We start from the raw sequence: 13,542 nt of genomic DNA on the forward strand, positions 1-13,542 counted from the left end.
GATGCGACGTTTCGCACCGGGCGTGCTGCCGGTCTACGGCCTGCTGATCCTGCCCCTGCCTGTGCTCGTCGTGGTCGGCTACCTGTTGCCGACCCTCGGCGTGCTCGGCTGGAGCTTCAGCCTGCCGGAGTGGGGCACGCAGAACTACGCGGCCATCGCCGACAACGCCAACCTGCAGGCGGTGATCTGGCGCACCCTGCGCATCTGCCTGCTGACCACCGCGATCAGCGTCGCCATCGCCTACCTGATCGCCTACCGCTGGCGTTTCGCGACGCCGCGCGGCCGGCAGCTGATCGAGCTGTTCGTGCTGCTGCCGTTCTGGCTGTCGATGCTGATCCGCGCCTTCGCCTGGCTGGTGCTGCTGCGCAACGGTGGGCTGGTCAGCCAGGGGCTGATGGCCACCGGCTGGTTCGACGCGCCGCCGCCGCTGGTGCGCAACGAACTGGGCGCGCTGATCGGCATGGTGCACTTCATGGTGCCTTACGCGGTGCTGCCGCTGCTGTCTTCGCTGAAGCAGGTGGACGACAGCCTGCTGCGCGCTTCCAGCAGCCTGGGTGCGAGCCACTGGCAGACGCTCAAGGACATCTTCATCCCGCTGACCCTGCCGGGCGTGGTCGCCGCGTTCGCCATCGTCTTCGTGTTCAGCCTCGGCTGCTTCGTCACCCCGGCGCTGCTGGGCGGCGGCAAGGCCGCGATGCTCGCCGAGTACATCTACGTGCAGATGTTCCAGCTCTCCAACTGGGGCCTGGGTGCGGCGCTGAGCATTGTGCTGATGCTGCTGGTGGTGGGCTGCGCGCTGCTGTTCGGACAACTCATCGGCTACCGCCGCCTGCTCGGGAGGACTGAGCTGTGACTCCGCAGGGAACCTATCTCTCCGCCATGCCAGTGAAAAAGCCGCAGCTGCCACGCCCGGCGCTGGGGCGCTGGCTGTCCTGGACCGCACTGGTGCTGTCCGCGCTGTTCCTGCTGCTGCCGATCCTGGTGATCGTGCCGCTGTCGTTCGGCAACCAGCGCTACCTGGCCTTCCCGGACGGCGGCTGGTCGCTGCGCCACTATGCAACGCTGTTCGACGGCGCATGGCTGCTGTCGATCCTGCAGAGCCTGGGCCTGGCGCTGGTGGTCGGTGCGCTGTCCACCGCGCTGGCCTTCCTGTTCGCCACCGGCATCTGGCTGCAGCGGCGCTTCCGCACCGTGCTGACGCTGATCGTGCTGCTGCCGATGATCGTCCCGCAGGTGGTCTCGGCGATGTCGATCTATTACCTCGACGCGCGCCTGGGCATTCTCGACAACCTGCTGGGCGTCGGCTTCGGCCATCTGCTGATGGCGCTGCCGTACTCGGTGATCGCCATGCTGGTGGCCTACGCGCGGCTCGACCAGAGCCTGTACAAGGCCTCGCGCTCGCTCGGCGCGGGGCTCTGGCCGACGCTCTGGCACGTGCTGCTGCCCAACGTGCGCGGCGGCATTCTCGGCGGCTTCTTCATGGGCTTCGTGATGAGCTGGGAAGAAGTGGTGGTGACCCTGTTCACCAGCGGCCTGAACGTGGTGACGCTGCCCAAGCGCATCTGGGACGGCCTGCGCTACAACCTCGACCCGGCGATTGCCGCCGTGTCCACGCTGATGATCGTCCTCACCCTGGCGGTGATGCTGCTGCGCATGGTCCTGGAGCGACAGCGACCGCCTTCCTGATCCACCCCGACTCACATCCGGTCGCCGCGCTGGCGACCCCAACCACTCTGTAGCAAAGCACCTGCCTGTCCCTGAGGAGGGAATCCCCATGCTTACCGCTTTCCCCGCGCGCACCTACCGTCAACGCGTCGAAGCCGTCAAACGCCGCATGGCCGATCGTGGCCTGGATGCCCTGGTGGTCAACTACCCGGACAACATCAACTACCTGACCGGCTTCGACAGCCTGGGCTTCCTCTGGTACCAGGCGCTGATCATCTCACCGAAGCTGGTGGAGCCGGTGTTCCTCACCCGTACCAGCGAAGAGCCCTGCACCTGGGAGCTGTCGTGCATCAACGAGGCGATCTTCTATGACATCGCCAAGCAGGACCCGCTGAAGATCGTCGCCGACGTGCTCGCCCAGGCCGGCCTGTCCCAGGCGCGCATCGGCCTGGAAATGACCGCCTCGACCTTCTCCCCGGCGCAGTACAACGCGCTGCTGGGCTATATGCCCGAAGCCCGTTTCGAAGACGCTGGCCCACTGGTCGCCGAGAACCGCCTGATCAAGACCGCCGAGGAAATCGAGTACCAGCGCAGCGCCGCGCGCATGGCCGACCAGGGCATGCTGGCCGCCTTCGAAGCGCTGCGTCCGGGTATCTCGGAAGTGGAAGTGGCCGGCATCGTCGCCAACGCTCTGGGTCGCGCCGGCAGCGAGTACTCGGCGATCAGCCCGATGTGCGCCACCGGCCGCCGCAGCACCATGACCCACGCCATGCCGCACCGCCAGACCATCAGCCACGGCGACGTGGTGATCCTCGAGCACGCCGGCGTGTGCAACCGCTACCACGCGATACTCATGCGCACCGCGGTGATCGGCAAACCCAGCCCGCGGGTGAAGGAAGTGGCGACCCTGCTCACCGAAGCCTTCAACGCGGCCATCGACATCGCCAAGCCGGGCACTCCGGTGGGCGAGGCCAACCGCGTGTGCAACCAGATCCTCGACCGTATCGACCTGTCGCGCACCCGCGTGCACCGCATCGGCTACAGCCTGGGCCTGGCCTACCCGCCGACCTGGCTGGAAGCGATGATGGTGGACGAGGCCGACGACCACGTGTTCCAGCCGAACATGTCGTTCTCCATCGAGCCCAACCTGTCCTTGTACAACGAAGGCTTCGGCATCAAGCTCGGCGACACCGTGCTGTGCGGCGAGAAGGGCTCGGCGAGCCTGTCGGAGCTGCCGCCGGAGCTGACGATCATCGACTGATGGAGGTTCGCCCCCGGTCCGTGTACTGCCGGGGGCGAATCCGTGTTGCGTGTCTGCGCCTGCGGGCGCAGTGATGGAATCCGAGGGTTTCTGATGAGTCACACGATGGATATTTTCTGGCACGACGACGTGCTGCGCCACGACACCGCTGCCGGCGTGTTCGAGGCGCCGCCCAGCGACCTGCTGGCCGAGCAGTTGCTGCACCCGGAGAGCAATCCCCGGCTGCTCAACATGCGCGCCATCCTTCAGCGCGGGCCGGTCGCCAGCTCGTTGAACTGGCACGAAGGCCGCCATGCCAGCGAAGAGGAACTGCTGCGCTTCCACGATGCCGATTACCTGCGCGGCATCTTCGCGGCGGACGCCCAGGGCAAGCGCTTCAGCAGCACCACGCTGATGTCTGCCGGCAGCCTCGCCGGCCTGTTGGCCGCCGCCGGCACCAGCCTGCTGGCACTGGAAAGCGTGCTGGCCACCGGCAACCCTGCCATGGCCCTGGTACGCCCGCCGGGCCACCACGCCGCGCCGGCCATGGCCGACGGCTACTGCTTCTTCAACAACGTCGGAGTTGCCGCGCGCGCCGCGCAGGCGGCGGGGCTGGAGCGGGTGGCCATCGTCGACTGGGACGTGCACCACGGCAACGGCACCCAGGAAGGCTTCTACGACGATCCTTCGGTGTTCACCGTGTCCCTGCACATGGACCACGGCGCCTGGGGGCCGAGCCACCCGCAGAGCGGTGCGGCCGATGAGCGCGGCTACGGCGCGGGGCTGGGCAGCAACCTCAACCTGCCGCTGCCCATGGGTTCGGGCGACCAGCTCTACGAGATGGTCTTCAGCCGCTTCGTCGAGCCGGCCCTGCGCGCCTTCAAGCCGGACCTGCTGATCATCGCCAACGGCCTGGACGCCTCGCAGTTCGACCCCAACGGCCGCCAGCTGGTGACCATGCAGGGCTTCAACCGCCTGGCCCGCCGCGCCCGCGCGCTGGCCGACGAACTCTGCCAGGGACGGTTGCTGGTGGTGCAGGAGGGCGGCTACAACCCGGCCTACAGCGCGTACTGCCTGCATGCCGCGACGGAAGGCTTCCTCGGCCAGCCGTCCACGCTGCCCGACCCGCTGGCCTACATGCCGGAACCGGCTGCGCGGGTGGAAGCCGACCTCGCCGCGCTGGACACCCGGCTGGCGACGGCGGGGTGGAAGTTCGGCTGAGCCATCAGCTCTGGCAGGGTCGGGCTGACCGGTAGGGCGGATAACGCGCCAGCGTTATCCGCCGCGGATGCCCCGGCGGATAACCTGTTCCAGGTTATGCGCCCTACGAGTCGGGCCGGCATGCCGCTGCGCTCTTTGTAGGATGGGTATCGCTGCGCTCCACGCCATCCTACGAACTCTCTCTGACCTCGACATTCAACCGGCTAGCGATGATTGCGATAGCGCTCGGTCAGCGACTGCACGCGGGCGACGTAGGTTTGCGTCTCGGCGTAGGGCGGTATTCCGTTGTACTTGTCGACGGTCATCTCACCGGCGTTGTAGCTCGCCAGCGCCAGCCGCTGATTGCCGTTGAAGCGCTTGAGCAGCCAGGCCAGGTAGCGCACTCCGCCACGGATGTTCTGCCGCGCATCGAAGGGGTTGCTGACATTGAAACGCTCAGCGGTGTCGGGCATCAACTGCATCAGCCCCTGCGCGCCGGCGACGGAAATGGCGTTGGGCTGGAACGCCGATTCGGCATGGATCACCGCGCGCACCAGCGCTCGGTCGACACCGTAGCGCAGCGACGCGGCCTCGATCTCGCGGCGATAGGAACGGGTGTCCAGGCGCAGCGTGGCGACGTTGAAATCCTTCGGCGCCATGCACAGGTAGCAGCCCTTGATGTAATACACATCGATCACATCGACCCGCGCGGAGATCCCGACCGGGCGACGGCTCACGTACTGGCGAACGCCCTTGTGGACGAAGGTGTAAACCCGAACCCGCCCTGCGCCAGGCTCGTCCCCGCGCTCGCTCGCTGGCGCGGCCTTCGACCTGGCGCTGGCAGTCGCGCCCGACTTGCTGGTCTGGCTTGTCTTGCTGTTCTGAAGCGTGCAGCGCGCCCCGGCAACGGCGTGACTGGTGTGGCTGACGGTCCCGTCGCGGGCCTGGCATTTGAACAGGGCGTTGGCGTAGAGCGGAGCGACCAGCAGTGCCAGTCCGATGCAGCCAGGGAGGCTCCTGCGAGCCCATCGCCAGGTTCTGGAACTCATCAAACCGCTCCGCGCCGCGGGCGCCGATCAGGCTGGGGAAGCCTGATCCGGGTAAAGGAAAAGGGCCATCAGGGGCGGTCGTAGCCGGTTGATCCCGGGTGACCTGCCGTTTCGTTTCGCTAGTTATAGCCCTTTCAAACGGTTGTGGAGCTTGGGGGGACGTACGGCTTACCGACGTTCCAGGTCAGGGTGCAGGTCCGCAGACTCGCGAGCAAGCTCACTCCTACGCAGTGCGTGTGGCACTCCCTTGTAGGAGCGAGCTTGCTCGCGAACACCTGCAACGCCGAACTCAACCGAGAATGAAATACACCTTGCGCACCGGCGTGAGGTTTTCCCAGGTGCCCTTGAATCCCGCCGCGACCACGAAGGAATCCCCCGGCCCGAAGGTCTTCGCCACGCCATCGGCGTCGGTCAGGCGCACGCTGCCTTCGAGGATGTGGCACAGCTCGTCGTAGTCACACTCGCAGCGTTCCAGGTGGACGCCGGCTTCCCAGATACCGGCAATGGCGTTCTTTTCCGGGGCGCTGAAGTGCCGCCAGCTGCGGCTCTGGTACGGCGCATCGACGATCGCCGGGTCGTTGATCTCGCGCTCCTGCGGGGCGAGGTCGGGGTTGGCGAAATCGATGACGTGGCGGGGCAGGGTGGACATGAGGTTCTCCATCAGGAATCGAAACCGACGCCGAAGGCATCGAAGGTCTTGAGCAGCAGGTCGCGGCGGCCGGTGCGGTCTTCCTTGGCCAGCGAACGCTGAGCCAGGCGCACGCCGAGGTAGCGCAGCGGCTCGGGAGGGAAGGGGAAGGGCTTCTGCGAGGTCATGCGCAGTCGGGTGCGCTCAGTGCTTTCGCCGCCCAGCTGGTCGAGCATGTTCAGCGCAGCGAAGCGGCTGGCCGCCACGCCCTGGCCGGTGAAGCCCAGCGCATAGGCGACGCGCCCGCCGAGCACGCAGCCGGTGAACAGCGTGGTGCGCGCCGAGGTGTCGATGATGCCGCCCCAGGCATGGCTGAACTCGACCGGGCCGAGCTGCGGGAAGGCCTCGCGGAACTGTCCGGCCAGGCGCTGGAAGCTTTCCGGGCGCTGGGTCAGGGCCTCGTCGCGGCGGCTGCCGAAGTGGTAGATGGCGTCGAAGCCGGCCCAGAGGATGCGGTTGTCGGCGGTCTTGCGCAGGTAGTGGAACTGGTTGCCGGCATCGGCGATGCCGTAGCGGTCGACCCAGCCGATGGCGCGCAGCTGGTCGTCGGTGAGCGGCTGGGTGACCAGCGAGTAGTCGTACACCGGGATCACGCTGGAGTTCAGGTGGCCGAGCAGCGGCGGGGCGATGTTGGTGGCCAGGGCGATCTGCCCGGCCTCCAGCTCGCCACGATCGCAGCGCAGCATCAGGCGGTCGCCGCGCTGGTGCAGCTCGTGCACCGGGGTGTTCTCGAACAGCTCGATGCCCTGCTCCAGGCATACCCGGCGCAGCTCGGCGGCCATCTTCGCCGGGTTGAGCAGCGCGTAGTTGGGTTCGAAAACGCCGGCCTTGTACAGCGGCGAGTCGAGTTTCTGCGCCAGTTCCACGCCTTCGAGCCACTCGCAGTCGATGCCGAAGCGCTGGTAGTTGCTCTGCATGCCGCGCAGGCCTTCGACCTGCCAGGGCTGCATGGCGACGCTGAGCTTGCCGCGACGCTCGAACTCCACGTTCATCCCGAAGCGCTTCAAGTCCGCCTCGAACTCTTCGAGATTCTGACGGCCCAGGCGTACAAGGGTTTCAGCTTCTTCCGGCCAGCGGCGCAGGGCATTGCCTACGCCGTGGGAAATACTCGGCGCGCAGAAGCCACCGTTGCGCCCGCTCGCCTCGCCACCGCAGCGACGCGCCTCGACCACCGCGATGCTCGCGCCGGGCCAGCGCAGGCGGGCGTGCAGGGCGGTCCAGAGACCTGTGAAGCCGCCGCCGACCACCACCAGGTCGAAGCGGCGATCCGCTTCCAGCGCCGGTGCGGCGGGAGCGGGATCGAGAGTGTCGAGCCAGAAAGGTCGGGGAGTGGCGTGCGCAAGAAGGGCGGATGTCATCGGAAAACTCCGGCAGAATGTCGGAAGAAAAAGCGGTCTTCGGGCCGCGTCCGAGTTTTGTAATCGCTCCGGGGTGCCAAGGCATACGGCTAGTCGCTCTTTGCGGGCACGCCCGGAGCAGGACAAGCCGGCCAAGACCGGCAGGGGAAAACCATGAGCGCAGAAGCATGAGCGAAGAGCAGGGCTGGAGCGCCACGCTCGAAGGCACGACTTACCAGCCCGACCCGGCGAGCGCCGTTACCCACGCGGTGGTCATGCGTTATCACCAGGCCTGGCGTCGTCATGACATCGAGGCGCTGATGGCGCTGTTCGACCCGCAGGTGGAGTACAACGATTTCTTCCAGGGTCGTCGGATTGCGCCGAACGAACTGCGCGAGTACCTGCAGACCAGCATGCCCGCAGCAGGGGATGAGTCACAGGTCTACGCCGACCGCCTGCGGGTCGATGGCGACACCGCCTTCCTGCAGTATCAGGTGACCCTGCGGGGCACCCAGGGGCTGGTGTCCTTCCGCGCCACCGAGGCCTATACCGTGCGCGACGGGCGGATCATCCGCGTCAACGAGCACGCAGCGCTGATCGGCCAGCCGCAGAAAACCGCCAGCGAGCCGCAGCCGCGCATGGCCGACAGCCGCCTCGGGCTCTCCGCGCGGCAATTGAGCCTGCTCGGCGGCGACATCCAGCAGTACTTCCAGCAGACCCGGCCCTTCCTCAACCCCGACCTGGACATGCCCCAGGTCGCGGCGGCCACCGGCTACACGCGCAACCAGATTTCCTACTTCCTCAACCAGGTACTGGGGCTGAGCTTCTACCAGTACCTGAACCAGCTGCGGCTGCGCCACCTGCTCAGCCAGCTCGACGGCGCTACCAGCGTCACGCGCATCGATGAGCTGGCGCGGGCAGCGGGGTTCCGCTCGTTGTCGACCTTCTACCGCTGCTTCCGCGAGGAGACGGGGTTGTCGCCCAAGGCGTACCTGGAACAGAAGGCGGCTTCGTGAGCGGAGTGCTTTTGTAGGATGGCGTGGAGCGAAGCGATACCCATCGATCACGGGTGACCCTGGCGATGGGTATCGCAAGCTCCACCCATCCTACGGGGCTTCCCCTCGGCTTCGCAGCCGGGCGGTTTGCGAGCAAGCTCGCTCCTACAGACAGTCCCCTCCGCGCGTGCCCGCATGCACGGCGCCCGCGTTATCAACCCCGTGCCCATTTCCCTATGCTCGGCCCACAAGCATTCCAACAAGCTCAGGAGACCTTCGCATGCGCGACCAGCTCTATATCGATGGCCAATGGCAGGCACCCGCGCAAGGCGGCCGCTTCGAGGTGTACGAACCCTCCAGCGAAGCCGTACTGACTGAAGTCGCCGCTGCCACCGGCGAGGACGTGGATCGCGCCGTGCAGTCCGCGCGCCGGGCTTTCGATGAGGGCGAGTGGGGCCGCAGCAGTGGGAAGGAACGCGCCGGCTACCTGCGCGCCATCGCCGACAACCTGCGTGGCCGCCGCGAAGACCTGGCCCGCCTGGAGGTGCAGGACAACGGCAAGCCGCTGCCCGAGGCGCAGTGGGATATCGACGACGCCATCGGCTGCTTCGACTACTACGCCGAGCTGGCCGAAGGGCTGAATGACGAGGGCGACGTGGTCGCGCTGCCCGACGAGCGTTTCGCCTGCCGCGTGCTGCGCGAGCCGGTCGGCGTGGCGGGGCAGATCATCCCGTGGAACTACCCGCTGCTGATGGCTTCGTGGAAGGTCGCGCCGGCGCTGGCCGCCGGTTGTACCGCCGTGCTCAAGCCTTCGGAACTGACCCCGCTGACTTCCCTGGAACTGGCCGCTGCCGCCGATGCGGTGGGCTTGCCCAGGGGCGTGCTCAACGTGGTCACCGGCCTGGGCCGTGACGCCGGCTCGCCGCTCTCGGCGCATCCGGGCGTGGACAAGCTGGCCTTCACCGGCAGCGTGCCGACCGGGCGCGCGATCATGCAGGCGGCGGCCCAGGACATCAAGAACGTCAGCCTGGAGCTGGGCGGCAAATCGGCGTTCATCGTCTTCGATGACGCGGATGTCGAGGCAGCCGTGGAGTGGATCCTGTTCGGCATCTTCTGGAACCAGGGCCAGGTGTGCAGCGCCACATCGCGCCTGCTGGTGCAGGACGGGCTGCATGATCGGCTGATCGGGCGCCTGGTGGAAGAAACCCGCCGCATCACCATCGGCAACGGCCTGGAGCCGGGCGTGCTGCTCGGCCCGCTGGTCAGCGTCGGCCAGCACGCCAAGGTGTTGCAGGCCATCGCAGCCGGCGTGCGCGATGGGGCGAAGCTGGTCACTGGCGGCAAGCGTCCGGCCCATTGCGACAAGGGCTGGTTCGTCGAGCCGACAGTGTTCATCGACGCGCCGCTGGAGAGCGCCGTATGGCGCGAGGAAATCTTCGGCCCGGTCCTCGCCGTGCGCCGCTTCAAGGACGAAGCCGAGGCGCTGCGCCTGGCCAACGACAGCCAGTTCGGCTTGGCAGCGGCGGTGATGTCCGCCGACCCGGCGCGTTGCCAGCGCGTGAGCCGCGGCCTGCGCGCGGGCATCGTCTGGGTCAACTGTTCGCAGCCGACCTTCACCCAGGCGCCGTGGGGCGGCTACAAGCAGAGCGGCATCGGCCGCGAGCTGGGCGTATGGGGGCTGGACAACTACCTGGAGACCAAGCAGGTCACCGAGTACCTCAGCGACCAGCCGTGGGGTTGGTACATCAAGTGATGTGAGGGGGCGGCGGATAACCTGTTCCAGGTTATTCGCCCTACGCCGGCATGCCCTTGTAGGGCGCATAACGCGCCAGCGTTATCTGCCGTTGGCGTTGCCTGCGTTGTTGTGCGTGTTTCTGCAGCGCTTCGGCGTAAGCGCGGATTCTGTGTTTCGCCCCCTCGGGCAACCAACTTTGCCAAACGACGGATGGCCGCACCACGCAAAGTAGGCAAAGGTCTTGCCCCGGACATCCGGTTTTTCGCTTAGGCGAAAAATTCCCTCGTTGAACGGGGCGTTCGGAGTGCGCTGATGCTTCTCTGGAAGACTTAAGAGCCAAAGCCAAAGCTGGATCGGTGGGGCCCTTCGTAGGACCGAAGGGGACGCCTAGTCCTTGCTCGCGAACCGCACGGCACGGGGCATCAAACGCTCAGCGCCACCCGCCCCTTGCTGCGCAGGTAGAGGCCGTAGATCAGCCCGATCACCAGCCACGCGCTCCCCATGGTCAGCGCATGAATATCCATGCCATCGAGCACCGTCAGCACCACCGCGATGCCCACGATGGGCACAAGCCAGTGGGCGAACCAGCGCCGGCTGCGGCCCTTGATGCCCAGCTTGACCAGCACCGACAGGTGCAGCAGGACGAAGGCGGTGAGCGCGCCGAAGTTGACGAAGGAGGCGAGGGTGTCGATGCGCTCGCGCATCACCAGGGCGATGCCCAGCGACAGCAGGGTCGATAGCACCAGCGCCACATGCGGAGTGCCGTGGCGGCGGTGCAGGCGGGCGAACAGCATTGGCAGCTGGCGGTCACGGCTCATGGCGAACAGCACACGGGAGACGCCGACCTGCATCGGCAGCGCGTTGGTCAGTCCGACCATCACCGCGATCACCCAGGCCAGCAGCAGGGCGACCCAGGGGCCGATCTGTGCTGCAGTCAGTTCGTAGATGGCTGCCGAGGCGTCCTTGATCGCCACACCCGGCATCAGGTTGCCCAGCACCCAGGTGGTCACCACGAACAGCGTCGCGCAGATGAACAGCACCAGCAGGATGGCGCGGCCGACCAGCCGGCGGTCGTTGTCCTTCACTTCTTCGGCGAGGGTGGAAATGGCATCGAAGCCCAGGAACGACAGCACGCAGATGGACGTGGCGGTGAACACCTTGCCGACATCGAAGGCGCTGTTGTCGAAGAACGGCGCGGCAGTCAGTGTGCCGGCGCCCTTGCCTTGCGCCAGCGCGAACAGCGCCAGCGCCAGCAGGCCGAACATCACCGTGAACTGCAGGACCACCGAAACCATGCTGACGCGCGTAGTGACGGCGACGCCGAACCAGTTGATGCCCAGTGACACCGCCACCAGCAGCACCAGGCACAGCGCGCGGTCGAGGCCGGGAACCAGGATCTGCAGGCCCACCGACATGATCAGGAACACCAGGGCAGGGATCAGCAGGTAATCCAGCAGGATCAGCCAGCCGGCAACGAAGCCCGGAACCTCGCCCAGGCTGTGCCGGGCGAAACCATAGACGGAGCCGGCGCTCTGTACTTCGTTGGACAGCGTGGCGTAGCTCTGCGCGGTGAAGTACATGCAGATCGCGCCCAGCAGGTACGCCAGCGCGATCAGGCCGCCCGAGGCGTCCCAGACGAAGCCGAAGGTGGTCAGTGGCGCCATTGGCGCGATGTAGGCCATGCCATAGGCCACCAGGTCTTTCAGGCCGAGGGTGCGCTTGAGCTGCGCGCCCCCGTGGGGAACTGCAACGCCCATGATCAGGCTCCACTTTTATTGTTGTTGGAAGAAGGGCCCGCCTCGCTGGCGGGCCGCTGGCTCAGCCTGCGAAGGCGGCGTCGCGGTGGACCTCGCGGCCTTCGAGCAGGGTCAGCAGGACCTGGGTCTGACCGATCTCGTAGGGGGAGATGGCATAGAGGTCGCGGTCCAGCAGGATCAGGTCGGCGTACTTGCCCGGAGCAAGGCTGCCGGTACAGTCGTCGCGCCAGGCGGCGTGGGCGGCGTTGATCGTGTAACCCTTGATCGCATCCGCGATACCGATGCGGTGTTGCGCGGTCTGCACCGGGCTGTCGTCGCCCAGCGCCGGGTTCTGCCGGGTGAGGGCGCACTGGATGATCTGGAACGGATCGAAACCGGTCACCCCCCAGTCGCTGCTGAGCATGCAGGTCACGCCCTGGCGCACGAACTCGCCCAGCGGATAGATGTACTGGCTGCGCTCGGGGCCGATCATGGCTTCGACTATGGCGTCGGCCTCGGGGTTGGGTTGCGCCCACAGTGTCTGGTAGTTGGCCAGCGCGCCGAGCTGGTTGAAGCGCGGGATATCCGCCGGGTCGACCACCTGCAGGTGCGCCAGCTGGTGGCGTGAATCCCACTGGCCGTTACGCTCGCGGGCGACCTCCAGGCCGTTGAGCGCGGCACGCACGGCGCCGTCGCCGATGCTGTGCACGTGGATCTGGAAACCCTCGCGGTCGAAGGCGCTGAAGAACTCGTCGATCTGCTCCTGGCTGAACATCAGCTCGGCATTCCCGCCGGTATCGCTGCGGGGCGCGGCCAGCACCGCCGTGCCGTTCTCCAGCACGCCGTCGAGGAAGAACTTGGCCGAATGCAGGCGCACCCGGTCGCCTTGGTAAGTGGCGCGCAGGTCCTTGAGTTCGGCCATCTGCTCGGCCAGCGACTTGTGCGCGAAGATCTTCGACGTGGCGCAGACGCGCAGGGTCAGGTCACCGCGATCATGGGAGGCCTGGTAGTTCTTCAGGTAGTTGCGCGCGGCCATGGCGTCGAGCACGCCAGTGATGCCGCGCGCGTTGAAGGCCTTGCTGTAGTGCGCCATGGCCTGCAGGTAGTCGTCGTCGGTATAGCCGGGGGCGATGCGGTTCATCGCCCAGATGGCGTCTTCCACCAGCCAGCCCTTCGGCGTGCCGTCGGCCTGGCGCAGGTATTCGCCGTTATCCGGCTCGGCACTGCCCGGGCGCACGCCGGCCAGTTCGAATGCGGCGCTGTTGGCCCAGCCGTTGTGGTAGTCGCTGGCGAACATCAGCGCCGGACGGCCGTCGGTGACGCTGTCGAGCCGCTCCTTGGTGAGCTGTTCGGGCGTGAAGCGCGCGGAGGAGAAACCGACGCCGCGAATCCAGGGTTTTTCCGGGTGCGCCTGGGCGAAGGTGCGGATGGTTTCCAGCAGCTCGTCGAGGGTGGTGGCGTCATACAGCGAGGCGTTGTGGTAGAGGTCGGCGGCGCTGAGCTGGAAGTGTACGTGGGTGTCCTGCAGGCCCGGCAGCATCAGCCGGCCGCCGGCGTCGATGCGGCGGGTGGCACTGTTGGCCAGCGCCTCGATCTCGACATTGCTGCCGACGGCGAGGATGCGACCGCGCTGAATGGCGATGGCCTCGGCGCGCGGTTGGCGCTCGTTCATCGTGCGGATGTCGGCGTGGGTGATGATCAGTTCGGCGGCGGTGGACATGGTGACTCCAGGCAAGGCGGAAGGGTTCGAAAGGATCAGGGCCTGACGGGATCGAACGGGGCGTCATCGCGGAGGCTGCGTATCGCCCGGATGACGTTCGTTCGTCCACGCTTGAAACGGCGCTGGAGAGAGAGCAGGGCGGACTTGCCAAACGCGTCACCGAACGCGGCACGGGGA

Annotated in this window: 11 protein-coding genes; 6 read left to right on the forward strand and 5 right to left on the reverse strand. The window is 66.9% G+C overall.

Annotation, left to right across the window (positions count from 1 at the left end; genetic code table 11):
• Window position 1 precedes the first annotated feature (1 nt).
• The 4 genes from IB273_RS02750 (at window position 2) to IB273_RS02765 (ending at window position 4,126) form a co-directional block, all read left to right on the forward strand.
• Window positions 2-853 (forward strand): ABC transporter permease, encoded by an 852-nt coding sequence (locus tag IB273_RS02750; protein WP_192223158.1) that lies wholly within the window; start codon window positions 2-4, stop codon window positions 851-853.
• Complete coding sequence (locus IB273_RS02755) at window positions 850-1,686, forward strand: ABC transporter permease (protein ID WP_139791503.1); 837 nt, start codon at window positions 850-852, stop codon at window positions 1,684-1,686. The genes IB273_RS02750 and IB273_RS02755 overlap by 4 nt, the downstream gene beginning before the upstream one ends.
• 88 nt (window positions 1,687-1,774) lie before the next feature.
• Window positions 1,775-2,926, forward strand: a complete 1,152-nt coding sequence (locus IB273_RS02760; RefSeq protein WP_192223159.1) for a M24 family metallopeptidase — start codon at window positions 1,775-1,777, stop codon at window positions 2,924-2,926.
• Window positions 2,927-3,031: 105 nt separating this feature from the next.
• Window positions 3,032-4,126, forward strand: a complete 1,095-nt coding sequence (locus IB273_RS02765; RefSeq protein WP_192223160.1) for a hypothetical protein — start codon at window positions 3,032-3,034, stop codon at window positions 4,124-4,126.
• Window positions 4,127-4,329: 203 nt separating this feature from the next.
• Here IB273_RS02765 and IB273_RS02770 read toward each other — a convergent pair whose 3' ends face one another.
• From IB273_RS02770 to IB273_RS02780, 3 genes are all read right to left on the reverse strand, one after another.
• Entirely contained in the window at window positions 4,330-5,154 is an 825-nt protein-coding gene (locus IB273_RS02770) for a lytic transglycosylase domain-containing protein (protein ID WP_081516860.1), read from the reverse strand.
• A gap of 289 nt (window positions 5,155-5,443) precedes the next feature.
• Window positions 5,444-5,803 (reverse strand): cupin domain-containing protein, encoded by a 360-nt coding sequence (locus tag IB273_RS02775; RefSeq protein ID WP_081516861.1) that lies wholly within the window; start codon window positions 5,801-5,803, stop codon window positions 5,444-5,446.
• A gap of 11 nt (window positions 5,804-5,814) precedes the next feature.
• Window positions 5,815-7,200, reverse strand: a complete 1,386-nt coding sequence (locus IB273_RS02780) for an NAD(P)/FAD-dependent oxidoreductase (RefSeq protein WP_192223161.1) — start codon at window positions 7,198-7,200, stop codon at window positions 5,815-5,817.
• A 254-nt stretch (window positions 7,201-7,454) separates the two neighbouring features.
• Between IB273_RS02780 and IB273_RS02785 the strand changes: the two genes are divergently transcribed.
• Window positions 7,455-8,195, forward strand: coding sequence for a nuclear transport factor 2 family protein (locus IB273_RS02785; RefSeq protein ID WP_225606138.1), 741 nt, complete (start codon window positions 7,455-7,457; stop codon window positions 8,193-8,195).
• A gap of 259 nt (window positions 8,196-8,454) precedes the next feature.
• Window positions 8,455-9,927: an aldehyde dehydrogenase family protein gene (locus IB273_RS02790; RefSeq protein ID WP_192223163.1), complete on the forward strand. Its 1,473-nt coding sequence runs from the start codon at window positions 8,455-8,457 to the stop codon at window positions 9,925-9,927.
• A 404-nt stretch (window positions 9,928-10,331) separates the two neighbouring features.
• Here IB273_RS02790 and IB273_RS02795 read toward each other — a convergent pair whose 3' ends face one another.
• Window positions 10,332-11,666 carry an APC family permease gene (locus IB273_RS02795; RefSeq protein ID WP_192223164.1) on the reverse strand — a complete coding sequence of 445 codons (1,335 nt, stop codon included), beginning with the start codon at window positions 11,664-11,666 and terminating at the stop codon, window positions 10,332-10,334.
• Between the two features lie 61 nt (window positions 11,667-11,727).
• Window positions 11,728-13,365 (reverse strand): amidohydrolase, encoded by a 1,638-nt coding sequence (locus IB273_RS02800; protein WP_192223165.1) that lies wholly within the window; start codon window positions 13,363-13,365, stop codon window positions 11,728-11,730.
• Window positions 13,366-13,542: the final 177 nt, after the last annotated feature.

This window comes from Pseudomonas sp. PDM19, from assembly GCF_014852215.1.
Lineage (GTDB): Bacteria > Pseudomonadota > Gammaproteobacteria > Pseudomonadales > Pseudomonadaceae > Pseudomonas.

Bases quoted from the DNA above. Each gene is read 5' to 3' on its own strand.
- IB273_RS02790 (WP_192223163.1), top strand. From the start codon at position 8,455: ATGCGCGACCAGCTCTATATCGATGGCCAATGGCAGGCACCCGCGCAA.
- IB273_RS02770 (WP_081516860.1), bottom strand. From the start codon at position 5,154: ATGAGTTCCAGAACCTGGCGATGGGCTCGCAGGAGCCTCCCTGGCTGC.
- IB273_RS02775 (WP_081516861.1), bottom strand. From the start codon at position 5,803: ATGTCCACCCTGCCCCGCCACGTCATCGATTTCGCCAACCCCGACCTC.
- IB273_RS02760 (WP_192223159.1), top strand. From the start codon at position 1,775: ATGCTTACCGCTTTCCCCGCGCGCACCTACCGTCAACGCGTCGAAGCC.
- IB273_RS02780 (WP_192223161.1), bottom strand. From the start codon at position 7,200: ATGACATCCGCCCTTCTTGCGCACGCCACTCCCCGACCTTTCTGGCTC.
- IB273_RS02750 (WP_192223158.1), top strand. From the start codon at position 2: ATGCGACGTTTCGCACCGGGCGTGCTGCCGGTCTACGGCCTGCTGATC.
- IB273_RS02765 (WP_192223160.1), top strand. From the start codon at position 3,032: ATGGATATTTTCTGGCACGACGACGTGCTGCGCCACGACACCGCTGCC.
- IB273_RS02795 (WP_192223164.1), bottom strand. From the start codon at position 11,666: ATGGGCGTTGCAGTTCCCCACGGGGGCGCGCAGCTCAAGCGCACCCTC.
- IB273_RS02800 (WP_192223165.1), bottom strand. From the start codon at position 13,365: ATGTCCACCGCCGCCGAACTGATCATCACCCACGCCGACATCCGCACG.
- IB273_RS02785 (WP_225606138.1), top strand. From the start codon at position 7,455: ATGCGTTATCACCAGGCCTGGCGTCGTCATGACATCGAGGCGCTGATG.